Origin of the sequence: Spirillospora sp. NPDC047418, assembly GCF_040643275.1 — a bacterium.
Taxonomy (GTDB): Bacteria; Actinomycetota; Actinomycetes; order Streptosporangiales; family Streptosporangiaceae; genus Spirillospora.
The window spans coordinates 1-21798 of record NZ_JBEYTW010000131.1 but is presented as its reverse complement, the minus strand read 5'-3'; the positions used below and the strand labels follow the sequence as shown (position 1 = coordinate 21798).

General features: G+C 69.4%; 25 protein-coding genes. 19 read left to right on the top strand and 6 right to left on the bottom strand.

Features of this window, described 5'->3' with window-relative positions; genetic code table 11:
- Positions 1 to 103: 103 nt before the first annotated feature.
- Positions 104 to 808: a FadR/GntR family transcriptional regulator gene (locus tag ABZ806_RS41715; protein WP_500224477.1), complete on the bottom strand. Its 705-nt coding sequence runs from the start codon at positions 806 to 808 to the stop codon at positions 104 to 106.
- Positions 809 to 1062: 254 nt separating this feature from the next.
- Between ABZ806_RS41715 and ABZ806_RS41710 the strand changes: the two genes are divergently transcribed.
- The 3 genes from ABZ806_RS41710 to ABZ806_RS41700 are packed head-to-tail and all read left to right on the top strand — an operon-like array spanning position 1063 to position 3487.
- The gene (locus ABZ806_RS41710; protein WP_500224475.1) at positions 1063 to 1905 is read left to right on the top strand and encodes an ABC transporter permease; all 843 of its coding nucleotides are present in this window, start codon (positions 1063 to 1065) and stop codon (positions 1903 to 1905) included.
- Complete coding sequence (locus ABZ806_RS41705) at positions 1902 to 2672, top strand: ABC transporter permease (RefSeq protein ID WP_500224471.1); 771 nt, start codon at positions 1902 to 1904, stop codon at positions 2670 to 2672. The genes ABZ806_RS41710 and ABZ806_RS41705 overlap by 4 nt, the downstream gene beginning before the upstream one ends.
- Positions 2672 to 3487 carry an ABC transporter ATP-binding protein gene (locus tag ABZ806_RS41700; protein ID WP_500224469.1) on the top strand — a complete coding sequence of 272 codons (816 nt, stop codon included), beginning with the start codon at positions 2672 to 2674 and terminating at the stop codon, positions 3485 to 3487. Before ABZ806_RS41705 ends, ABZ806_RS41700 begins: the two co-directional genes overlap by 1 nt.
- On the opposite strand, the gene arsB is transcribed toward ABZ806_RS41700, so the two are convergent.
- Positions 3484 to 4557 carry an ACR3 family arsenite efflux transporter gene (arsB, locus tag ABZ806_RS41695; RefSeq protein ID WP_500224479.1) on the bottom strand — a complete coding sequence of 358 codons (1074 nt, stop codon included), beginning with the start codon at positions 4555 to 4557 and terminating at the stop codon, positions 3484 to 3486. The two genes, ABZ806_RS41700 and arsB, sit on opposite strands and share 4 nt — an antisense overlap.
- Positions 4554 to 4865, bottom strand: coding sequence for an ArsR/SmtB family transcription factor (locus ABZ806_RS41690; RefSeq protein WP_500224467.1), 312 nt, complete (start codon positions 4863 to 4865; stop codon positions 4554 to 4556). The genes arsB and ABZ806_RS41690 overlap by 4 nt, the downstream gene beginning before the upstream one ends.
- 26 nt (positions 4866 to 4891) lie before the next feature.
- Between ABZ806_RS41690 and ABZ806_RS41685 the strand changes: the two genes are divergently transcribed.
- Positions 4892 to 5299: an arsenate reductase ArsC gene (locus ABZ806_RS41685; protein WP_500224463.1), complete on the top strand. Its 408-nt coding sequence runs from the start codon at positions 4892 to 4894 to the stop codon at positions 5297 to 5299.
- Between the two features lie 28 nt (positions 5300 to 5327).
- Here ABZ806_RS41685 and ABZ806_RS41680 read toward each other — a convergent pair whose 3' ends face one another.
- A complete protein-coding gene (locus ABZ806_RS41680) occupies positions 5328 to 5636 on the bottom strand; it encodes an ArsR/SmtB family transcription factor (protein ID WP_500224461.1) in 309 nt (102 codons plus the stop codon).
- Positions 5637 to 5716: 80 nt separating this feature from the next.
- Between ABZ806_RS41680 and ABZ806_RS41675 the strand changes: the two genes are divergently transcribed.
- The 5 genes from ABZ806_RS41675 (at position 5717) to ABZ806_RS41655 (ending at position 11237) form a co-directional block, all read left to right on the top strand.
- The gene (locus ABZ806_RS41675; protein WP_500224455.1) at positions 5717 to 6772 is read left to right on the top strand and encodes a flavin-containing monooxygenase; all 1056 of its coding nucleotides are present in this window, start codon (positions 5717 to 5719) and stop codon (positions 6770 to 6772) included.
- A gap of 56 nt (positions 6773 to 6828) precedes the next feature.
- A complete protein-coding gene (locus ABZ806_RS41670) occupies positions 6829 to 7755 on the top strand; it encodes a Rieske (2Fe-2S) protein (RefSeq protein ID WP_500224453.1) in 927 nt (308 codons plus the stop codon).
- A 48-nt stretch (positions 7756 to 7803) separates the two neighbouring features.
- Entirely contained in the window at positions 7804 to 9759 is a 1956-nt protein-coding gene (locus tag ABZ806_RS41665) for a WD40 repeat domain-containing serine/threonine protein kinase (RefSeq protein ID WP_500224450.1), read from the top strand.
- An 81-nt stretch (positions 9760 to 9840) separates the two neighbouring features.
- On the top strand, positions 9841 to 10371 hold the full coding sequence (locus ABZ806_RS41660) for a nuclear transport factor 2 family protein (protein ID WP_500224448.1): 531 nt from the start codon (positions 9841 to 9843) through the stop codon (positions 10369 to 10371).
- Positions 10368 to 11237, top strand: a complete 870-nt coding sequence (locus ABZ806_RS41655; RefSeq protein ID WP_500224445.1) for an LLM class F420-dependent oxidoreductase — start codon at positions 10368 to 10370, stop codon at positions 11235 to 11237. Before ABZ806_RS41660 ends, ABZ806_RS41655 begins: the two co-directional genes overlap by 4 nt.
- Positions 11238 to 11251: 14 nt before the next feature.
- Here ABZ806_RS41655 and ABZ806_RS41650 read toward each other — a convergent pair whose 3' ends face one another.
- Positions 11252 to 11905: a TetR/AcrR family transcriptional regulator gene (locus ABZ806_RS41650; protein ID WP_500224444.1), complete on the bottom strand. Its 654-nt coding sequence runs from the start codon at positions 11903 to 11905 to the stop codon at positions 11252 to 11254.
- A gap of 117 nt (positions 11906 to 12022) precedes the next feature.
- On the opposite strand from ABZ806_RS41650, the gene ABZ806_RS41645 reads away from it, so the two are divergent.
- The 5 genes from ABZ806_RS41645 (at position 12023) to ABZ806_RS41625 (ending at position 16363) form a co-directional block, all read left to right on the top strand.
- Complete coding sequence (locus ABZ806_RS41645) at positions 12023 to 13360, top strand: cytochrome P450 (protein WP_500224440.1); 1338 nt, start codon at positions 12023 to 12025, stop codon at positions 13358 to 13360.
- 57 nt (positions 13361 to 13417) lie between these two features.
- Positions 13418 to 15361 (top strand): WD40 repeat domain-containing serine/threonine protein kinase, encoded by a 1944-nt coding sequence (locus ABZ806_RS41640; protein WP_500224437.1) that lies wholly within the window; start codon positions 13418 to 13420, stop codon positions 15359 to 15361.
- A 177-nt stretch (positions 15362 to 15538) separates the two neighbouring features.
- Positions 15539 to 15694 (top strand): hypothetical protein, encoded by a 156-nt coding sequence (locus ABZ806_RS41635; RefSeq protein WP_500224432.1) that lies wholly within the window; start codon positions 15539 to 15541, stop codon positions 15692 to 15694.
- Position 15695: 1 nt separating this feature from the next.
- The gene (locus ABZ806_RS41630) at positions 15696 to 15818 is read left to right on the top strand and encodes a hypothetical protein (protein ID WP_500224429.1); all 123 of its coding nucleotides are present in this window, start codon (positions 15696 to 15698) and stop codon (positions 15816 to 15818) included.
- A gap of 68 nt (positions 15819 to 15886) precedes the next feature.
- The gene (locus tag ABZ806_RS41625; RefSeq protein ID WP_500224427.1) at positions 15887 to 16363 is read left to right on the top strand and encodes a nitroreductase family deazaflavin-dependent oxidoreductase; all 477 of its coding nucleotides are present in this window, start codon (positions 15887 to 15889) and stop codon (positions 16361 to 16363) included.
- Positions 16364 to 16900: 537 nt separating this feature from the next.
- Here the strand turns inward: ABZ806_RS41625 and ABZ806_RS41620 are convergent.
- On the bottom strand, positions 16901 to 17308 hold the full coding sequence (locus ABZ806_RS41620) for an ATP-binding protein (RefSeq protein WP_500224423.1): 408 nt from the start codon (positions 17306 to 17308) through the stop codon (positions 16901 to 16903).
- Between the two features lie 106 nt (positions 17309 to 17414).
- Between ABZ806_RS41620 and ABZ806_RS41615 the strand changes: the two genes are divergently transcribed.
- The 5 genes from ABZ806_RS41615 (at position 17415) to ABZ806_RS41595 (ending at position 21682) form a co-directional block, all read left to right on the top strand.
- On the top strand, positions 17415 to 18488 hold the full coding sequence (locus ABZ806_RS41615) for a helix-turn-helix domain-containing protein (protein ID WP_500224421.1): 1074 nt from the start codon (positions 17415 to 17417) through the stop codon (positions 18486 to 18488).
- Positions 18489 to 19210: 722 nt separating this feature from the next.
- Positions 19211 to 19633: an SseB family protein gene (locus tag ABZ806_RS41610; RefSeq protein WP_500224416.1), complete on the top strand. Its 423-nt coding sequence runs from the start codon at positions 19211 to 19213 to the stop codon at positions 19631 to 19633.
- A 26-nt stretch (positions 19634 to 19659) separates the two neighbouring features.
- Complete coding sequence (locus tag ABZ806_RS41605) at positions 19660 to 20010, top strand: DUF6317 family protein (RefSeq protein WP_500224412.1); 351 nt, start codon at positions 19660 to 19662, stop codon at positions 20008 to 20010.
- Between the two features lie 9 nt (positions 20011 to 20019).
- Positions 20020 to 20934 carry a hypothetical protein gene (locus tag ABZ806_RS41600; protein ID WP_500224409.1) on the top strand — a complete coding sequence of 305 codons (915 nt, stop codon included), beginning with the start codon at positions 20020 to 20022 and terminating at the stop codon, positions 20932 to 20934.
- Between the two features lie 10 nt (positions 20935 to 20944).
- Entirely contained in the window at positions 20945 to 21682 is a 738-nt protein-coding gene (locus ABZ806_RS41595; RefSeq protein WP_500224407.1) for a hypothetical protein, read from the top strand.
- The last annotated feature ends 116 nt before the right edge of the window (positions 21683 to 21798 follow it).

Genomic DNA, 21798 nt, shown 5'->3' with positions numbered 1-21798 from the left:
TGTTGTTGTTATGAGCACCTCCATAACAACAACACGCCGCAGATCAACGGGAGGGGAGGGGGCGGGAGGGGAGGGGGCGGGGACGGGGACGGGGGTGGCGGGGTTAGGCGATTACTGAGGTTGGGGGGCTGTGGCGGCGGACGGCGCGGCGGACCTTGGCGGCGTCCTGGGACTCGACCGCGTCCACCAGTGCCACGTGGGCGCGGAAGGTCTTGCCGGCGGTGAACAGCTCGTCCGAGCTGACGTGCTCGATCTCGTTCTCGATCATGTCGAGCATCGTCGTGTAGATGACGCGCAGCACCACGTTGGGGGTGATCTCCGCCAGCCGCCGGTGCACGGCCCAGTTGGCGCGCAGGAACTCGGCGGCGTCCGAGCGCTGCTCGTCCATGTGCTCCAGCAGTTCGCGCAGCTCGACCAGGTCCTTGTCGGTGCGGTGCGCGGCGGCCTCCATGAGGATGGGCTCCTCGAGCGCGTCGCGCACCGCCAGGCACTGCGCGCTGGTGATCCCGTTCTCGCGCAGGCCGAGGATCAGATGGTTGATGCGCACGTGTCCCGGCGTGCGGAGGGTGAACAGCCCGCCGCCGGGGCCGGGCTTGGCCGACACCACCCCGCGCGTCTCCAGCAGCCGGACGGCCTCGTTGACGGTCCCGACCGCGACGCCGTACTCCTGGCGCACGTCCTCCTTGGTGCCGAGGCGGCTGCCGTCGGGCAGCGCGGATTCGATGATCTTGCGCTCGATCTCGCGGGCGATGGCCTCGGCGCGGGACAGCCGCCACTCGGTGCGGTCGGTCTGCTCGGGACGACTCAACGGTTGCTCCCCAGGTAGGTCGGGCCGGATAGCGGCCGGTCAGCGAGCGCGCAGCCGAGAGCCACCACGCCTTGACAGATAATCATCATGCTTAATACCGTCATTATAGGGCTTGATCGCGACCCTGCCGCGGCAACCCTGCCATGCGGACGGTCCGCAGTGTCCCGACTCGCCGCGACGCGCACCGCGCGTGGCCAGGGTCGGCCGACCCACCGATGCGGATGCGGCGGGGCCGTACCCGGAAGGAGTTCCCGTTGACCCGGACCTCGACCTTGTCGACGTCAGCCAGTCCCGGCACGAGACGGCGGCTCCCGCTATCGCCGAAGTTCACCGACGCGCTGCTCGGCGCGGCCGGGCTCGTGGCGGTGATGGCCGTCCTCGAGCTGTCCACGATCGCCGGGCTGCTGCCGGAGAAGACGTTCCCGCGCGTCTCCAGCGACCTGCGGCAACTCGCCGAGCTGGCCGGTGGCGCCGAGCTGTGGACGTCGGTCGGCCACACCCTGCAGGGCTGGGCGATCAGCTTCGGCCTCGCCGTGCTGATCGCCGTCGTGCTCGGGATGGCGATCGGCTCCAGCACCGTCCTGCACGCGGCCACGACCGCGGTGATCGAGTTCCTGCGGCCGATCCCGTCGGTCGCGCTGATCCCGCTCGTCGTCCTCGTGCTCGGCACCGGCCTGCAGAGCAAGATCTTCCTCGCAACGTTCGCCGCCGCCTGGCCCGTCCTCATCGCCACCATCTACGGCATGAAGGACGTCGAGCCCGTCGCCCTGGAGACCGCGCGCTCGTTCCGGGCCCGTCCGCACGACCGGCTGCTGTCGGTGGTGCTGCCGAGCGCCGTCCCCTACATCGCCACCGGGCTGCGCGTCGCGTCCACCACCGCGCTGATCCTGTGCGTCACCGCGGAACTGGTGATCGGCGCGCCCGGACTCGGGCAGTCGATCACCGTCGCGCAGGCGGGCGGCCAGTACCAGCTCATGTACGCGCTCATCATCGCCACCGGGCTGCTCGGCGTTCTGCTGAACCTCGTGTTCGTCGCGATCGAGAAGCGGCTGCTGCGGTGGCATCCGTCCCAGCGGGCCCAGGAGGTCGTCCAGTGAACCGGCGCACGGTGCTTCTCGGCATCCAGATCGCGGCGCCCGTCCTCGTCCTGCTCGGCTGGGGGCTGTGGTCGGCGGGCAGCGCGAACATCTTCTACCCGCCGCTGACCAAGATCCTCTCGGTGTTCCGGGAGACGTGGCTGTTCGACCGGGTCGGCTCGGACGTCGTCCCCAGCCTGGTCAACATGTTCTCCGGCTTCGCGCTGTCGATCCTCATCGGGGTGCCGCTCGGCGTCCTCATCGGCCTCGTCCGCAAGCTCCGCACGGCGCTCGCACCGGTCATCGAGTTCGTCCGGGCGATCCCGCCGCCCGCGCTGATCCCGTTCGGCATCGTCGTGCTGGGCGTCGGGACGAGCATGAAGGTGTTCATCATCCTGATGGTCGCCCTGTTCCCCGTCCTGATGCACACGATCGACGGGGTGCGCGGCGTGGAGCCCGGCCTGCTCGACAGCGCGCGCGCCTACCGCGTCAGCCGCCGCGACCAGTTGCTGCACGTCGTCCTGCCGGCCGCCGCGCCGCAGATCTTCGCGGGGGTGCGCGTCGCGCTGTCGCTGTCGCTGATCCTGATGGTGATCAGCGAGATGGTCGCGAGCACCCGCGGCATCGGCTACTTCATCCTGGAGGCCCAGCGCACCTTCGCGATCCCCGAGATGTGGTCGGGGATGGTGCTGCTCGGCATCCTCGGCTACCTGTTCAACCTCGCCTTCGCCGCCATCGAGCGTCGCGCGCTGCGCTGGCACCACGGAGCACGAAAGGGAGCATCTTGATGACCGACGGAGCGCCGATGCTCGAGGTCGACGGCCTCGGCAAGATCTACGGAAGCGGCGACCAGGCGGTGCGGGCGATCGACGAGATCAGCTTCACCGTGGCGCGCAGCGAGTTCCTGTGCGTGGTCGGCCCGTCCGGCTGCGGCAAGACGACGCTGCTGCGCTGCCTGTCCGGGCTGATGCCCGCCACCAGCGGCCAGGTCCGGGTGGAGGGACGGCCGCTCGACCGCACGCCCGAGGACATGGCGATCGTCTTCCAGGACTACAGCAGGTCGCTCTTCCCGTGGATGACGGTGGAGGAGAACATCGCCTTCCCGCTGCGCCGCAAGCGGCTGGACCGCAAGAAGAAGCAGAGCCTCATCACCGACTCGCTGGAGGCCGTCGGCCTCGCCGACGCCGGCAAGCGCTACCCGTGGCAGCTCTCGGGCGGCATGCAGCAGCGGGTCGCGATCGCCCGCGCCCTCGCCTACGAGCCGCAGATCCTGCTCATGGACGAGCCGTTCGCCTCCCTCGACGCGCAGACCCGCGCCGACCTGGAGGACCTGACCCTCAAGCTCCGCCACGACTACGGCGTCACCGTCGTCTTCGTCACGCACGACATCGACGAGGCGGTCTACCTGGCCGACCGGATCATCGCCCTGACCCCGCGCCCGACCCGCGTCCGGGGCATCATCGAGGTCGACCTGCCGCGTCCCCGCGACCAGCTCACCACGAAGGAACTCCCCGAGTTCGCCCACCTGCGCGGCCAGGTGTACCGCCAGGTCCGCCAGCTAGACGAGGAGGGCACCCCGGCCGCGTCCGCCCACGGCTCCTAGCGTGGGCCGGCGTGCCGGTCGCGCAGCCACAGTGAGACGTACACCAGGGCCACCAGGACCGGGACCTCGATGAGGGGCCCGACCACACCTGCCAGGGCCTGCCCGGAGGTGACGCCGAAGGTGGCGATCGCGACGGCGATGGCCAGTTCGAAGTTGTTGCCGGCGGCGGTGAACGCCAGCGTCGCGGTGCGCGGGTAGGGCAGCCGGACGGCGCGTCCGAGGGCGTAGGCGCCGCCCCACATCAGCGCGAAGTAGGCGAGCAGCGGCAGGGCGATGCGGGCGACGTCGCCGGGCCGGCCGGTGATCGTGTCGCCCTGCAGCGCGAACAGGACGACGGTGGTGAACAGCAGCCCGTAGAGCGCGAGCGGGCCGATGCGCGGCAGGAAGCGGCCTTCGTACCACTCCCGGCCGCGCGTCCGCTCGCCCGCCCGCCGGGTGAGGTAACCGGCCAGCAGCGGGACGCCGAGGAAGACCAGGACGTTCACCATGATCTTGCCGGTGGAGAAGTGCACGTCGTCCGTGGCCAGGCCGAGCCATCCGGGCAGGACGCGCAGGTAGAACCAGCCCAGCGCGCCGAACGCGACGACCTGGAAGACGGAGTTGAGGGCGACCAGCACGGCGGCGGCCTCGCGGTCGCCGCAGGCCAGGTCGTTCCAGATGATCACCATGGCGATGCAGCGGGCCAGCCCGACGATGATGAGGCCGGTGCGGTACTCGGGCAGGTCCGGCAGGAACGTCCAGGCCAGCGCGAACATCACCGCCGGGCCGGCCAGCCAGTTCAGCGCCAGCGAGGAGAGCATGAGACGGCGGTCGCCGGTGACGGTGCCGAGCCGGTCGTAGCGGACCTTGGCCAGCACCGGATACATCATGACCAGCAGCCCGAGCGCGATCGGCAGGGAGATGCCGCCGGCCTCCACCCGGGCCAGCGCGTCGTCCAGCCCGGGAACCGCGCGGCCCAGTAGCAGCCCGGCGCCCATCGCGGCGATGATCCAGGCCGGCAGGAACCGGGTGAGGGTGGACAGCCGGGCGACGAGGCCGCCGTCCGTGTCGTGCGCGGGGGCGGTGGTCACGGGCACGGCCTCTTCCTGCTCTGGGCGCGGGTCTGCTCGGCGGCTTCGGCGAGCCCGGCCAGCTCCCCGGCCAGGGCGCGCAGCGGCTCGGCCCGCAACCGGTAGTAGACGAACCGGCCGCACGGCTCGGTGTCCACCAGCCCGGCCTCGCGCAGTACCCGCAGGTGGTTGGACACATTGGTCTGCCGGGCGCCGGTCTCCTCGACCAGATGGCACACGCACAGCGCCTCGCGCGCCAGCAGCCGGACGATCCGGGCGCGCAATGGATCGCCCAGCATCTTCAACAACACATCAACATCGACTGACATCAGCACAGGATGATACGTTACCGCCCATGTCCGGCAAACCGAGCGTGCTCTTCGTCTGCGTGCACAACGCGGGCCGTTCCCAGATGGCCGCCGCCTACCTGACCCACCTGGCCGGGGACGCCGTCGAGGTGCGTTCGGCCGGGTCCGAGCCCGCCGCCGAGGTCAACTCCGCCGTGGTGGAGGCGATGGCGGAGGAGGGCATCGACATCGCGGCCGAGATCCCCAAGGTGCTGACCGCCGGCGCCGTCCAGGCGTCCGATGTGGTCATCACCATGGGCTGCGGCGACACCTGCCCGGTCTTCCCCGGCAAGCGCTACCTGGACTGGACGCTGGACGACCCCGCCGGTCAGGGTGTCGACGCCGTCCGGCCCATCCGCGACGAGATCCGCAGGCGCGTCGAGGAACTGACCGCCCAGCTCGCCGGCACTCCCTGACCCGCTCGTCCAGCGGTCTCGTCCGAGGTCAGCCGGGCGGGCAGCAGGTGCGCAGGTAGGTCCGGAGTTCGGTCAGGGACTGGTCGACGGCGCGGGCGTCGATGCGGTAGTAGACCTGCTTGCCGTCCCTGCGGGAGGTCAGCAGGCCGCCGCGCCGCAGCAGTGCCAGCTGCTGGGAGGCCGTCGGCTGCGCGATGCCCAGGCGTTCGGCGACGGTACCGACGGTCAGCTCGATCCCGCCGGTGAACAGCTCCAGCATCGCCTGCCGCTGCTCGCTCGCCAGCGCCTTGAGGAACTCGCGCGCCCCGGCCCCGAGCCGCGCCTCCGGTCCGGCCACGACACCCCCTCCATCGCAGGGCAGCCTACGCTTCCCATCGTCATATTGTTATATTGCAAAGTGATGATATGTTGCGCCGCATGACCGTTCACACCACGCCACTGCTCGTCATCGGCGGCGGGCAGGCCGGGCTGGCCACCGCGCACACCGCCCGCACGCTCGGCCTGTCCCCGGTCGTCCTGGAGGCCGCCGACCGGCCGGCCGGCTCCTGGCCGCACTACTACGACAGCCTCACCCTGTTCTCCCCGGCCCGCCGCAGCGCGCTGCCCGGCTCGTCCTTCCCGGGCGACCCCGACCGCTACCCGGCACGGGACGAGGTGGTCGCCTACCTGACCGGCTACGCGGCACACCTGGACGCCGACATCCGCACCGGCCACCGCGTCGAGCGGATCACCCGCGCGGACGGCGCGTTCGAGGCCCTGACCACCGGCGGGGACGTGTTCACGGCGCCCCTGGTGATCGCCGCGACGGGAGCGTTCAGCCGCCCGCACCGCCCGCCGCTGCCGGGCCTGGACGCCTTCACCGGGACGGTGCTGCACGCCTCCGACTACCGGCGTCCCGAGCCTTTCGCCGGGAAGCGGGTGGTGGTCGTCGGCGGCGGGAACTCGGCGGTGCAGATCGCGATCGAACTCGCCGCCGTCGCCGACGTCACGCTGGCCACCCGGCAGCCGCTCCGGTTCATGCCGCAGCGCGTCGCGGGCCGCGACGTCCACATCTGGCTGCAGCGCACCGGCCTGGACACCGCCGCCTGGGCGCGACCCCTGCTGACCGGCGGCAAGGCGACCCCCGTGATGGACACCGGCGCCTACCGGACCGCGATCGCCTCGGGAAACCCCGACCGCCGTCCCCTGTTCGGCCGGCTGGACGGCGACGACGCCATCTGGGACGACGGCGTCCGCGAGCACGTCGACGTGGTGCTGCTGGCCACCGGATACCGGCCGGACGCCGGCTACCTGGCCGAACTCGGAGCCCTGGACGAGCACGGGACGCCTCGCCAGCGCGCCGGCGTCTCGACCGCCGTCCCCGGGCTCGGCTACGTCGGCCTGGAATGGCAGCGCTCCTTCGCCTCGGCGACCCTGCGCGGCGTCGGTGCCGACGCCCGCCACGTCCTCACCCGGCTCGCCGTGGGGTTTTGAGGGGGGCTGGGGGGATAAGGAGCGGACTACATGATGTCTGCCCTGGGGAGGCCGGAATGAGCATGCCGCAGAGAATGGTGCGTCGGCTGGAACGGACGAAAGCGCTGGACGGGGTCGCCAAGCCGGTGAGCAAGGCGGTTCAGGCGGCGGTACGGCCGCGGCTGATCCGCAATCTGCTCAGCGGGACGTACTTCGGCCATCCGTCGCATCCGGCGCTCACCGACGTGACGATCGGTGCCTGGACCATGGCCGCCCTCCTGGACGCCGTGGGCCGGGACGAGGACGAGATGGCCGCCGACCTGCTCGTCGGGACCGGGATCATCTCCGCCGTCCCCACCGCGCTCACGGGGCTGAACGACTGGTCCGACACCCTGGAGGGCGACCGCCGGGTGGGGCTCGTCCACGCGACGACCAACACGGTGGCGCTGTCCCTGTACACGGCGTCGGCCGTCATGCGCGCCAAGGGCGACCGGACCACGGGCAAGGCGCTGGGGTACGCCGGGTTCGGTGTGATGTCGATCGGCGCCTACCTGGGCGGGCACCTGTCGTTCGTCAAGGGCGTCAACGTCAACCACACCGCCTGGCAGGACGGCCCGGAGGAGTGGACGCCGGTGATCGGCGCCGACGAACTGACCGACGGCCAGCACCGCGTGGTGGACGCGGCCGGCGTTCAGGTCCTGCTCCACAAGATGGACGGGAAGGTCTACGGCCTCGCCGCGACCTGCAGCCACATGGGCGGGCCCCTCGGCGAGGGCACGTTCGAGCAGGGCTGCGTCACCTGCCCGTGGCACGGCAGCACGTTCCGGTTCGCCGACGGCGGCGTCCGGCGCGGCCCGGCAAGCACCCCGCAGCCCTGCTACGAGACCCGCATCGAAGGGGGCCGCATCGAGGTGCGCCTCGCTCCGACGGGCATCCCGAAGGACAAGCACGAGAAGCGCGCCACCAAGACGAACCGCCGCGTACTCACCCGCATCCCGTCCTAACGTCCCGGCCGTATATCAATGCGGGGGCCGGGTCGTTAGTGTGCCGCTGTGGTGCGGGATGCGGGAAACGTCGTGATCGGCCGGTACCGGCTCGTGGAGGTGCTCGGCGAGGGCGGGATGGGCGCTGTCTGGCGTGCGCACGATGAGCGGATGCGCCGGGATGTGGCGCTCAAGCAGCTCAAGCTACCGCCGACCCTGGAGGACGGGGTCCGCGAGCACCTGGTGGCGCGCATGGAGCGGGAGGCCCGGTCGGTCGGGATGCTGAAGCATCCCAGCGTTATCACCGTCTACGACCAGTTCCACGACGACGACGGCCTGCCCTGGATCGTCATGGAGCTGGTGAAGGGCCGCTCCCTCGCCGACGCCATCGGCGAGCACGGCCCGCTGGACGAGGCGGAGGCCGCCCGCATCGGTGCGCAGATCGCCGAGGCGCTCGCCGCCGCGCACGAGGCGGGGATCGTGCACCGCGACATCAAACCCGCCAACATCCTGCTGGAGGGCCGGCGGGTCGTGCTCACCGACTTCGGGATCGCGGCCGTCGCCGGGGACACGACGCTGACCGCGACCGGCGCCCTGGTCGGCACCCCGGCGTACCTGTCGCCCGAGCAGGTCAACGACCGTGCGGCCACGGCCGCGTCCGACATCTGGTCGCTGGGCGCCACCCTGTACGCCGCGGTCGAGGGCCGTCCCGCGTTCACCGGCGGCAGTGCCGCGGCGCTGCTGCTGGCGATCGCCCGGGGAGAGCCCGCGCCCGTCCAGCGGGCGCGGCTGCTGGCGCCGGTCCTGCGGACCATGCTGCGGCGCGATCCCCGGCAGCGTCCCACCGCCGTGGACGTCGCCCGCGCCCTCGCCGCACTGGCCGCCACGACACCCGCACCCGCGGCACCCGCGGCCACGACGCCCCTCGCCGCGCCGGACTCTGTCGCCGTCCCGCCGGTCCCGGAGCTCTCGCGCCGGGCCCTCTTCATCACCGCGGGTGTCGCCGCCGTTGCCGTGGCCGTCCCCGTCGGCTACCTCCTCACCCGCGATGACCAGCCAGAACAACCCGGCGCAACCCCTGTCTCGGCCAGCCCTTCTTCGGCCGGGCAGGCGCTGACCGGGCACGCGGGCCCCGTCAACGCGGTGGTGTTCAGCCCGGACGGCACCATGCTGGTCACCGGGAGCGACGACAGGACGGTGCGGTTCTGGGACGCGGCCACGCGCACGCCCCTCGGCCAGCCCCTCACCGGTCATACGGGCGGCGTCGAGGCGATCGCCTTCAGCCCCGACGGCAAGACCCTCGCCACCGGAAGCGGCGACGAGACGGTGCGACTGTGGGACGTGGCCATCCGCGCCCCTATCGGGAAGCCGCTCACCGATCACACGGACATCGTTCAGTCGGTCGCGTTCAGCCCAGACGGCAAGCTTCTCGCCACCGGCGGCGACCACATCGTGTTCTTGCGGAACACGGACACCCGCAAACGCATCGGCGAGCCTCTCGTACACAGCGGCGTCGTCGGCACGGTGGTGTTCAGCCCGGACGCCAAGACCCTCGTCACCGCGGCCGCAGCAGTCGGCGATGAGGTGCACGTGTGGGACATGACCGACCGTCCACTCCGCTTCCGGAAGCTCAAAGCCCGCGCGGGTGCCGTTTCCGCGGTGGCGTTCAGCCCCGACGGCAAGTCCTTCGCCACTGCCGATGCGGGCAGCGACAGCGAGACGCGGTTGTGGAGCGTGGCCACGCGCAAACCGATCGGCCGGCCGTTCACCGGCCACGAAAGCGGCGTCCACGCGGTGGCGTTCAGCCCGGACGGCAAGATCCTCGCGACCGGAGGCGGGGACAAGACCGTGCGGCTGTGGGACGTCGCCACCCGCGCACCCATCGGCCGCCCCCTGACCGGCCATGCGAACGACGTCGCCGCAGTGGCCTTCAGCCCCGACGGCAAGACGCTGGCCAGCGCGAGCTTCGACCGCACCGTGCGGCTGTGGGATGTGGCGGCCGCGACCGAGCGCGCCCCTGCCTGAAACGACGGGGCATGGCCGCCGGATCCCGTAGAGCGGGATTTGCAGCGCGGGCTTTGACCGGGGACGGGACGCTCTTGGGTTATGGAGGCTCAGCGCACCGAATGGACCGACCGTCGCGACATTCACGATGTCGTCCTGCGCTATTGCCGGGGGATCGATCGGCTGGACTTCGACCTCGTCCGGTCCGCCTATCACCCGGACGCGGTCGACCACCACACCGGCTTCGACGGGACGCTGGACGAGTACATCGCCTGGGTCGAGCCCAAACTGCGGGCCAGGCGCGGCGGCACGATGCACATCGTCGCGAACCATCTCGTCGAACTGCTCGGCGACACCGCGATCAGCGAGACGTACGGGACGTCCGTCCACTGGGGTGAGCCCGCCGACAACCCTCGGGCCAACTTCACCAGCGGCGTGCGGTTCGTCGACCACATGGCCTGGCGGGACGGGCGGTGGGCGATCGCCGAGCGGTGGGCCGTCCGGGAGTGGACGAGGTCCGACGCCGGCCGGCTGATGCCCAAGGAGGCCGCGGGACCGTCCGGCAGCAGGGACGGCGACGACCCCCTGTACCGGCTCCAGCGGACATTGCGGGGAACGGAGACAAGCGCGTGAAAGTAGGAATCAGCTCGCCGATCGTTGCCTTGGCGGGAAAGCGTCCGGAGTGGGAGGCCGAGGCGGGCACCGCCGAACTCGTGCAGGTCGCGCAAGCAGCCGACCGGCTCGGCTACGAGTTCATGACCTGCGGCGACCATGTGGCCGTCCCGCCGGGCCTGCCGCGCGGCGAACGCTTCTACGACCCGCTCGCCACGTTCTCGTTCCTCGCGGGGCAGACGAGTCGGCTCCGCTTCCTGCCGTACGTCCTCGTGCTGCCCTTCTACCACCCGCTGGAGATCGCCAAGCGGTACGGGACGCTCGACTACCTGAGCGGCGGGCGGCTGATCCTCGGGTTCGGCGTCGGGAACCTGAAGGAGGAGTTCGACATGCTCGGCGCCCCCTTCGACGACCGGGGCCCCCGCGCCGACGACGCACTGAAGGCGCTGCGCGCCGCCCTGTCCGGACGGGTGGTGTCGTACAAGGGCCCGTATTTCGAGTTCCAGGACATGGTGGTCGACCCGCACGCCGTCCAGCCCAAGGTCCCGATGTGGATCGGCGGCCACAGCGAGCGCGCCCTGCGCCGCGCGGTCACGCTGGGCGACGGCTGGGCCCCGGCACCCCAGTCGTTCCGGGGCCCGACCCCCGAACTGATGCGCGAAATGCTGGGCCGCCACGACCTACCGGCCGACTTCAACGTCCTCTTCACCCCGGGCGAGCGCCTGGACCCCATCACCGACCCCGCCCGCGCGGCCGAAATCATCACCACGGCCGAGCAAGCAGGCGCAACCCACATCAACCTGACCGTCCGCCACACCTCCCTGCCCCACTACTTGGAGCAGTTGGAGGCTTTCGCCGAAACCGCCGCCCTCGACATCGCCCCCTGACATCCGGTACCGCGCTAGTGGAGGCGGTGGTGGAGGGGGGCGGCCAGTTCCGTGGTGCTCAGGATCAGGGCGACCGTGTAGTCGACGAGGTGGTCGCGGTCGATGCTCAGGTCGCCGCGGAACCAGGTGGTGAACACCTCCCAGAGCCCGGCCGTCAGGGTCAGGCCGGTCAGTTCCACGTCGATGTCCGGCAGCAGGACCTGGTCGAGGGTCTCGTGGGTCTGGACGGCGAAGATCGCGGCCATGGTCCGGATGATCTCGATGCGGCGACGCTGGAGCAGCGGCGAGGCCGGGAACGCGTGGGTGAGGATGTGCGCGCGGCGCGGGTCGCCGGTCAGGAAGTCGAGGATGGCGGTCACCACGGCGCGGGTGCGGGCCTGCGGGTCGCGGGGCGCCTCGCGGGCCGCGGTGAGGATCACGTCGGTGCCCTGGGCGACCTGGTCGTCGACGACCGCCAGGAGCAGGGCGTCCCGGTCCGCGAAGCTCTCGTAGAAGTAGCGGTCGTTGAGCCCCGCCTCGGCGCACACCTTCCGGACGGTCGCGGCGGCCCACCCCTCGGTGCCCAGCAGTTCCAGCCCGGCCGCCAGCAGCGCGGCGCGGCGGCGGGCCCGGCGCTGGTCGGCGGGCACGCCGCCGTAGGGCCGCTCGGGCGGAGGCTCGGACGTCACGGATCCGATTGTGCCGCATCCCTTGACTTCCCCCGCAGATCTGGGGACGCTTGACGCCAGATATCTGGTGTGACGCTTCACCAGAATTGCGGGCACGAGACGGGAGCGTGAGGTCCGGTGGCCACAGAGACCCCCCGACAGCTGACACCGGCGGACATCGACCTGAGCGACCTGCGGTTCTGGGCCCGTCCCCTGGACGAGCGGGCGCGGGCGTTCGCGGTGCTGCGCGCCCAGCCGGGGCCGGAGTTCTTCACCCTGCCCAAGCTGCCGTTCCTCCCGCAGAGCCCGGGGTCGTGGGCGCTGACCCACCACGCCCAGGTGACGGAGGCCAGCCGCAACCCGCAGGTGTTCAGCAGCGAGCCCAGCGCCACCAGCCCGGCCGACATGCCGCGCTGGATGGACAAGTACTTCAACTCGATGATCGACATGGACGACCCGCGGCACGCCAAGATCCGCCGGATCGTGTCCCGCGCGTTCACCCCGAAGGTGCTCGCCAAGGCCGACGACGACATCGCCCGCCGCGCCGCCCGGATCGTCGACGAGCTGATCGAGGCCGGCGGCGGCGACTTCGTCTCGCAGGCGGCGGCGCGGCTGCCGGTCGAGGTCATCTGCGACATGCTCGGCATCCCCGTCCAGCATCACCGCCGGGTGGTGGAGTGGACCAACATCATCGTCGGCTACAGCGACCCCGAGTACGTGGGCGCCACCGTCGAGTACGGCAGCGGCGGCACCGCGAAGCTGGGCCGGCTCGCCACGATCCGCATGCTGGGCACGATCGCGTCGGCGGGCTGGCGGCTGCACCGGCTGGCCTTCAAGCTCGGCCGGCAGCGCAAGGGCGCGCCGACCGACGACCTGACCTCGGCGCTGGTGAACGCCAACGTCGACGGCGAACGGCTGAGCCCGCGCGAGTTCGCAGCGTTCTTCCTGCTGCTCGTGGTCGCCGGGAACGAGACCACGCGCAACGCGATCGCGCACGGCCTGAAGCTGTTCACCGAGCACCCCGACCAGCGCGAACTGCTCCTGGAGGACTTCGACGGACGCATCGCCGGCGCCATCGAGGAGATCGTCCGCTACAGCAGCCCCGTCATCTTCATGCGCCGCAACGTCACGCGCGACTACGAGATGAGCGGCCACACCTTCCGCAAGGGCGACCGGGTGACGCTGTTCTACTGGTCCGCGAACCGGGACGAGGCGGTCTTCACCGACCCGGAGCGCTTCGACATCCTGCGCTCACCGAACCCGCACGTCGGGTTCGGCGGCCCCGGCCCGCACTTCTGCCTGGGCGCCAACCTGGCCCGGCGCGAGATCACCGTGATGTTCCGCGAGTTGTTCACGCGCCTGCCCGACATCACCGCCGGCGAGCCCGACCGGCTGATGTCCGGCTTCATTAACGGCTACAAGCGCCTGCCCTGCACCTTCACCCCGCCCACCGCCCGCCCCCGCACCCCGGCCTGATCGCCGGAAGGCCGCGAGACGCTATCGGGGCCCGGCCGCTGTGACTAATGTGCCACTGTGACGCGGGATGCGGGAAAAGTCGTGCTCGGCCGGTACCGGCTGCTGGAGGTGCTGGGCGAGGGCGGCATGGGCGCCGTCTGGCGTGCGCACGACGAGCGGATGCGCCGGGACGTAGCGCTCAAGCAGCTCAAACTCCCCCCGGGCCTGGAGGCGGGGGAGCGCGAGCACCTGGTCGCGCGCATGGAGCGGGAGGCGCGCTCGGTCGGGATGCTCAAGCACCCCGGCGTCATCACCGTCCACGACCAGTTCCACGACGACGACGGCCTGCCCTGGATCGTCATGGAACTGGTCCGGGGCCGATCCCTCGCCGACCTCCTCCGCGACAACGGCCCGCTGGACGAGGCGGAGGCCGCCCGTATCGGCGCCCAGATCGCCGAGGCGCTGGCCGTCGCGCACGAGGCGGGGATCGTGCACCGCGACATCAAGCCCGCCAACATCCTGCTGGAGGGCCGGCGGGTCGTGGTGTCCGATTTCGGGCTCGCCGTCGTCCCCGGCGAGACGACCCTCACCGCCACGGGCGCGCTGCTGGGCACCCCGGCCTACCTGTCCCCTGAGCAGGTCAACGACCGTGAGGCGACCGCGGCGTCCGACATGTGGTCCCTGGGCGCCACGCTGTACGCCGCGGTCGAGGGCCGTCCCGCGTTCAGCGGCGGCAGCATGGCGGCGCTGCTGCTGGCGATCTCCCGGGGCGATCCGGCTCCCGTCCAGCGCGCCCGGCGGCTGGCGCCGGTCCTGCGGGACCTGCTGCGCCGCGATCCCCGGCACCGTCCCACCGCGCAGGCCGCCGCCGCCACCCTCGCGGCCCTCGCCGGGCAGGCCGCCCGGGCGCCCGCGGTCACCCGGCCGTCCCTGCCCGCCCCGGACCTCGCCGTCCCGCCGCTCCCGCAACTCTCCCGCCGCGCCTATCTCGTCACGGCGGGCATCGCGACCCTCGCCCTGGCCGTCCCCGTCGGCTACTTCGCGACCCAGCCTGGTGGGTCCGGACGGCCCCGCCGGACCGGGTCACCTTCGCCCACCGCACCGTTCCTCATCGGTCAGCCGCTGACCGGCCACACCCTCTCCGTCAACGCGGTGGCGTTCAGCCCCGACGGCAGGATCCTCGCCTCAGCGAGCGATGACCGCACGGTACGCCTGTGGGACGTGGCCACCCGCACGCCCCTCGGCGGGCCCCTCACCGGCCACGAGAAAGACGTGACGTCGCTGGCGTTCAGCCCCGACGGCAAGACCCTGGCCACCGGCAGCCGCGACACGACCGTGCGCCTGTGGGACGTGGCCACCCGCAAACCCATCGGCAAGCCCCTCACCGAACACGAAGACCCCATCAGGGGAGTGGCCTTCAGCCCGGACGGCAAGCTGCTGGCCACCGCGGACGTGGGCAGCCTCCTGCTGCGCAACGCGTCCACCCGCAAACCCATCGGCGGTTTCCTGGAACAACGCGGAACCTTCGACTCGATCGCGTTCAGCCCAGACAGCAGGACGCTGGCCGGAGACGCCTACGACGTCGTGTTGTGGGACGTGTCAGGCCGCAAGCCCCGCGCCCGCGACATCAAAGGCGAGACCAACGGCGTCCTCGCGGTGGCGTTCAGCCCCGACGGCAAGCTCATCGCCGGCGCCGGCGAGGACGCGCACGACGACGTCCGCCTGTGGGACGTGGCCGCCCGCACCCAGCTCCCCCAGTCCTTCTACAACCACACGGACGACGTCAACACGGTGGTGTTCAGCCCAGACGGCAAGACCCTGGCCACCGGCAGCTCCGACCAGACGGTGCAGATATGGGACGTGGCCACCGGAAAGCCCCATGGCGACCGCATCACCGGCCACGAGGGCACCATCCGCTCGGTGGCCTACAGCCCCGACGGCAAGACGCTAGCCACCGCAGGCTCCCGCAACGAGGTACGCCTGTGGCACATACCGCCCGCCCCCCAACAACCCCCCGCCTAAACGACACTCAGCGAAAGACACGGCGGCCAGAGGGCGATCCGGTCTGGGAAGCGGGCGACAGACGGCGCTGAAACACCCGCGCTGCCCGAAGACCTCCCGGTACGTGTGAGCCTCATCCACGGAGAACTCGTCGTGAATCCACGGCCTCGGCCGATCCGCCGACGCATCGCGCGGCGCTTGGCGACCCGCATCGAGGACGCCGCGCCCGATGCCTGGCAGGTCGACACCGATGTGGACGTCCTTCTGGACGACGACGAGGTCGAGCCGGTCGAGATCGCTCCCGACATCAGAGACCGACCAGACCGCACCGGCGTTCGCCATCTGTACGTATGAGTTGGACGACGCCACGGACGGATACGTCGCGACTGGCGTCCACCACGACCGGCTCACCGCCACGGTGTCGTTCAATCTCGACATCGAACTCAAGTCCGTCCGTTCACCCATCACCGGCCGGTAGAGGGTGGTGGTCAGGTTGGACGGCGGAGGCGGCACAATGCTCGTCATCCCCGCAGGATGGAGCGAACCGTGCCCGACGACAGGCCGAAGTTCTTCGATTCCACTCTGTTCGCCCCGGCGATGAAGGCCCTCACGCGTGGGCACGTCGCGCTCTTCCGCGCCACGGGCGGACGGCTCGGCGGCCGGTTCCGGTTCGGCAGCGCCTTCCCGTCCGGGGTGCCGGTCTGCCTGCTCACCGTGCGCGGCCGCACGTCCGGCCGGCTCAGGACGATGGCGCTGCTCTACCTCCCGGACGGCGACCGCGTCGTCCTCGTCGCATCCCGAGGCGGGACGGGCAAGCACCCCCAGTGGTACCTGAACGTGCGCGCCAACCCGAAGGTGGCCGTCCAGACGGGCAGCCGCCCCCGCCCCATGATCGCCCGCACCGCCGAAGGCGACGAACGCGCCGACCTATGGCGCCGCCTGGTCGACTTCTACCCCGAATACGCCGACTACCAGCGCTGGACCGACCGCACCATCCCCGTAGTCATCTGCACCCCCACCTGACCTCCCGGCCGGACGATCCACGGCGACGCTCGACACGCCGCCGTGCATGGCGCCGGAGCAGGGAGCGGCTGAGGGAGCGCCGACCGTCGGCTACGTGCGCAGCCCTGGTGACGTCCTTGAGCGGCCCCGCCTCTCTGCCCCGGGGGTGAAGCAGAGAGACGGGGCGGACGGTGACGTGCGGCGGCCCGAACTCCCCAGCCGGGGCCGTCTGTCACCGTCGGGTTTGAGGGGCGATCCCTTGAGCCCCACCCCAAGGAGCGTCCCTCTTGTGGCCCTACCAGGTGCCAGGGAACATGCGGTGCTTGAGCAGGTCTTCGACCTGTTCGGCGGCGGCTTTGGCGTTTCCGCAGGGTGCCAGGTAGCCGCGCCGCCCGCGCTCAGCGACGTGGTATCCCCAGGTACCACCTGCGTGCGGTAGAGCCGGACGGGGCGCCCCCCGAGGCTGCGGAGCAACGTCCAACAGGCTCAGGAACGTTTCCGCCGTGGCCCGGCCCCGGGACGTCCGCCACCGCAGGATGTGCTGCTCAACCTGGGTGTTCACAGGGCGCACCGGGCCCATACGATCTTCCCGCCTTCCGCGATCGGTCGGGTTCCCCAGTCGTCCACGACTTGCGACATCAGCAGCAGGCCGCGCCCTGAGGTCGCCTCGAAGTCCTCTGGGCCGACCACCGGAAGGCCGTCCCCTTGGTCCCACACCTCGATCACCGCAAGGTCCTCGCGGACGTCGCGGACGTCGCGGACGTCGCGGAAGACACGGAGGATGATCTGACCCTCGCCGTGCCGCCACGCGTTGGTCACCAGCTCACACACGACCAGGCGCGCCATGAAGTCGTCCGCAGAACCCCATTCCCGGAACAGCGCCGCGATGAAGTCTCGCGCCAATGCCGGCGCGTTTTTGTTGGGTTCGAGAAGAAGAGTCGGGATTTCTGGGGCAGGTGCGGACATATCGCTACGACCTTCGGAACGTTGCCGGTTACTTCGGGTGTAAGCGTGCTCGCTCTGAGCTACGCTCGCTACGTTCCGGAATCATCCGCAACAAACGGGAGAGGCCATGCTCACGCGAGAGTCGCTCGACCCGTCAAGATCGATTTGGCACTTCGTAGCGGTTCACCTGCGTCGCTACCGCAAAGCACACGGGATGTCGGGGCAGGCTCTCGGTGACCTGCTTGAGTGTGACCGTTCGACTGTTTCCCGGTACGAATCCAACACGCTCAAGCTCAAGCGGGAGCACGCGGAGATCATCGACCGCGTGTGCAACACGGACGGCATGTTCACGGCCCTGGTCGGGTTCGCCGAGCGGGCCGACGAGGGCAACTGGCTGCTGGAACTCGCCGAGTTGGAGGCTCGCTCATCAAGGATCAGGATGTGGGAGTCATCGGTCGTCCCGGGGCTGTTCCAGACGCCGGACTACGCGCGTGCCGCACTGAGCGCCGGGACTGCGGAGGATCTTGAAGCGACCCTTGAGCGGCGACTGGCGCGGCAGGCCACCGTATTCGGCAAGCCGAAACCGCCGAGATTGATGGCCTTTCTCGGTTGGGCGGCAGTGTCGCAAATCGTAGGAGGCCCGGACGTCATGCGCGGCCAACTCGCCCGGCTGATCGAACTGAGTGAGCTTCCCTTCATCAGTATCCGGATAGTGGAGAACAGCGCGGGTGCGCATCCGGGCCTCGATGGCCCTTTCGTGCTCCTCACTGTCGGGGACCGGGAGCTCGCCTACACCGAAGCGGCGACGCGTGGCTGCTTCCTCATGGACCCGTTCGATGTACAAGAAGTGGCAGTAAGGTACGACTTGGTGGGCGACATAGCCGCCCCGGTCGGCCCAAGTCGGGCCTTCCTGGAGGCCGAACTGGAGAAGTACACATGGCCCAGTGGCGCAAGTCGAGCCGCAGCGGTACAGGCGGCCAGTCCAACTGCGTGGAGGTCGCGAACCTCTCCGGCGACGTCGGCGTGCGTGACAGCAAGGACCCGAGCGGCTCCCGCATCACGCTTCAGGCCGAGCGCTTCCGCCGACTGGCCGCCGACATCAAGCGCGGAGCACACGACCTGCCCTGACAGCAGGTCGAACCGTGTCACGTATCCCCCGAAAGCCCCCGAGCGAGGACACGTCCAGGACCGTGATCGTTGAGATCAAGGATGCTCCCAGGCAACATGTCGCGCGACCTCATTAGGAAGGTGGCCGAAGAACGATGGACCTGAACAAGGCCGAGTGGCGCAAGGCAACCGGAGCCTGAGCAACGGCGGTGAGTGCGTCGAGCTGGCGGACGTGGCCCGCGCCGCCCTGCGCACGGCCGTCCAGTCCGCTGCCGACACGCACTGACAATGATGATGTCCGTGGTGACGCTGCCAGATGGCCTGACCCACGCACTGACCGACCGTCCAGGCCATCCACCCCATCGCCCCCGACTCACTGAGCAGCGGCGAGTCGTCCCGTCCCCGGTTTGGACGGCCCGCCGCCAGCACCCTCTCTTCGGCCACGCCTTTGCGACCGCCCGTCCACAGAACAACGGCCGCGGGTCATCGGCAGGTCGCGCCTTGACCGGCCCACGAGGAGCCCCCGGGCCGCCCGCCTCAAGCGATCCGCGGCTCGCCGGAGACATGGTCGTCCGAGTGTCTGCCCGCACGGCTGGAGCCGGAAGCAGTGTCGCAAATGATGCTGATACTGATGCTCCTGCATCCATGTTCGGCCTCCTGGAGAATTTCAGCCGTCCTCAATCACCGGAAACGGACAGCGAACAACCCGTTTGAGACTCCGCCTCGGTTACGACTGTCACATCCGGATCAGGTCAAACTGCTTGTAAAATTAGGGTTGCTCCCTCTAAACTCCGCCCCCTAGGGGAAGGGGTCGGCATGTCGGACAAACTGCACGATCTGCTCAATCAAGCGACTCCTTTCGCTCCGAACGGTGCGGAGGACGCAGTCGGTCGTTTGCGGAGTCGGTCGCCTGACACGGCGGGACCTTCCGCCTCGCCGCCGCCAATAGACGCTGGTCATCGAGCCGGAGCCGCCTCCTCCCGAGGGTCGTCCGCTCTCGTGTTCGTTCCCACGGCGACACGGAATTCGGAGTCGAAGCAGAATGGGTCTACCTATCAATTGAGGGAGCTGGCCGAGGGAGTGGCAGGGCTTGCCGTATACACCTCCCTTGAGAAGCTCCTCCAAGTGCTCGGTGTGGAGCAGGCATACGTAGAGGTTGAGATCATCGAACTCCTCCGGCAGGTAGCGGGAAGGGTTCCGGTTGTTGTCGATCCGGCCTTGCGGGCGGACATCAATTAGCGTGCAGCACGCGGGTAGGGGGTCAGGTGGGCGGATACGCGGCGGACATCGAAGCGATCATCTACACCGGTTACACTTTCAAGAAAGTCGCCGAAGACTATAAGAGCTATATGTCGCCGGGGAGCCTGGAGAAGCCCTCCACCGGTGACCCGAACACGGATCAGACTCTCGGCACGGTCCTGGAAATGATCTACCTCGTGCACGGAGCTCTTGCGGATGCCATATGGCAGCACGGAGAGAAACTCCAATTAGTGGCAGAGAAGTACCAGGAGGCGGATGATCAATCGATCGTCTCCCTCATGCAGGCTGCGGTGACGGCTGCCACGCTGCGGACGGATCTTCCGAACTTCACCGCCCTCGCCGAACCGAAGAACTGAGGACCGACCGTGCCGCCCGAGCCAGACCAGGACGCACCGCCCATTCGGCCGTTCACTCCAGCGGAGATGCCGAATGTGCGCCCTTACCTTCCCCCGACATGGGGTCACTACGTTGCCGGCGACTTCTACGGTCTGCAGAACCTGGCGACCGCGCTCTACGACCTCGCTTTAAAGGGCAACCCGCACGTCGACCAGTTGCGTAGAAAAGTTAACGAACTGCTAAGCAGGCAGGGTCGGGTGCAGTGGAGCGGTGTGAGCGCCGGTGCCTTCACGGCCAGTTACGGCCAGGACGCGTCCATGCTCTCCGCGCTGGACAAGATAGTGGCCGCCACTGCGGCCATCATCGATCACCTCGCCGAAAAACTTGCCACCATCGAGCATGCGATCGAGCAGGAGGTGAGCGAAGGTCTGGAGAAGGGCTACTTCCTGCGCGGACCCGATTGGGCGAAGACGAACGCGCCACGACCTAATCTCAATTATAAGGGATCGAACACCGCCATGAGTCAGTTCATCCATCGAGGCGGTCAGTACATACAGCAGGCACAGGAAGCCCGCGAGATAGCTGCCCAGGAGTTGGCAAAGATCGGTGATGTCCTCCTGGAGATGCTCAATTACTATCGAGGTAAGTCCAAGGTGGGAAAGCTTGACCCCGGCGGGTTGCTCCGGGAGGGGCAGGTCCAGTGGTACTCCCCTCGGATCGACGAACTGAGCAAGCATTTGAAGACCGAGAAAGAACACCTTGCGGGCATGAACCTGGATGCCAAGACCGTCGGAGCTGATATGAAGAAGATTGGCGGCGGGGCGCAGACCGTCGGTGATCTCATGGGGCTGATCGAGCCGCTGAAGCCCGCCGGAGAGACGGTAAGCACGGTCGGTGGCGTGGTGTCCGAACTCGGTGAGGTCACCGAGCATTTCGGCAAGTGAGGTGCTCTCCATGACCGGGTCGCCCAGTGGCCGCATAAGGCGAAGGGGAGTACACGCTGCGATCGGGCTCTGCTGCGTCGCCGGCGTGGGTGCGTGCGGCCTGCTCTCGGACGCGACGGGTGAGGCGCACGACGGCGGGAATTCCGCAGCACCTGCTCAACGTACCCCCTGGCCGGCTGCAACAGATGCGGCGGGCCTTGTCACCAGACTGCCGGAAATCGAAAGTGCGGTCTCCAGAGCACTCCCCGACGGCATCGCCAAGGGCAAACTCTGGACCGATCCGTACAATAAACCATCAAGATATGCGACCTTCTCTTGGACGAGCGTCGATGCTCGACATAATCGCCTCCTCACCTTGCATGTGACCAGGAAGGCCAGCATTGCCGAGGCGAAGAAGCAAGCCGCTTATGTGCGAAGAGAGTTGGCGAACGACCGGTCGCGTACGGGGCCGCAGGTCGTGCACACCGGTCCGATCGAAGAGGCGGAGCATATTGCGGACGAATGTCTGGGTTTTCGTATTAAGCGAAAGAACGCTTTGAGTGGAGTGATCGGAGACTCCCGGCACCAATACTCGATGGGTGGCCGCTACCTGTACTGCCGCTTCAAGAACGTCAATATGGAGATCGACTGGGAAGGGCAGGACTACTCCCGTCCTTGGGCGGTGAAGACCGGCACCGGGCTGAACCAAGCCACTGCGGACCGCGACGTCCAGCAGATCGCCCGAGCCGTCATGGCGTTGTTCCGCTAACGCCGGAGCCGTGTGGGGGGCGGCTAACCAGGGTTATTGGGTGATGGCGGTTTGGTGAGTGGACGGGCCGGTGGTGTGGGCGTATGCCGGTGGCATGGCCAGATACCCCCAGGGCG

What these genes read in the sequence shown, in the direction of transcription:
- ABZ806_RS41700 (WP_500224469.1), top strand. Translation starts at nt 2,672, where the DNA reads ATGACCGACGGAGCGCCGATGCTCGAGGTCGACGGCCTCGGCAAGATC.
- ABZ806_RS41690 (WP_500224467.1), bottom strand. Translation starts at nt 4,865, where the DNA reads ATGTCAGTCGATGTTGATGTGTTGTTGAAGATGCTGGGCGATCCATTG.
- ABZ806_RS41685 (WP_500224463.1), top strand. Translation starts at nt 4,892, where the DNA reads ATGTCCGGCAAACCGAGCGTGCTCTTCGTCTGCGTGCACAACGCGGGC.
- ABZ806_RS41675 (WP_500224455.1), top strand. Translation starts at nt 5,717, where the DNA reads ATGACCGTTCACACCACGCCACTGCTCGTCATCGGCGGCGGGCAGGCC.
- ABZ806_RS41670 (WP_500224453.1), top strand. Translation starts at nt 6,829, where the DNA reads ATGAGCATGCCGCAGAGAATGGTGCGTCGGCTGGAACGGACGAAAGCG.
- ABZ806_RS41660 (WP_500224448.1), top strand. Translation starts at nt 9,841, where the DNA reads ATGGAGGCTCAGCGCACCGAATGGACCGACCGTCGCGACATTCACGAT.
- ABZ806_RS41620 (WP_500224423.1), bottom strand. Translation starts at nt 17,308, where the DNA reads ATGTCCGCACCTGCCCCAGAAATCCCGACTCTTCTTCTCGAACCCAAC.
- ABZ806_RS41615 (WP_500224421.1), top strand. Translation starts at nt 17,415, where the DNA reads ATGCTCACGCGAGAGTCGCTCGACCCGTCAAGATCGATTTGGCACTTC.
- ABZ806_RS41610 (WP_500224416.1), top strand. Translation starts at nt 19,211, where the DNA reads ATGTCGGACAAACTGCACGATCTGCTCAATCAAGCGACTCCTTTCGCT.
- ABZ806_RS41595 (WP_500224407.1), top strand. Translation starts at nt 20,945, where the DNA reads ATGACCGGGTCGCCCAGTGGCCGCATAAGGCGAAGGGGAGTACACGCT.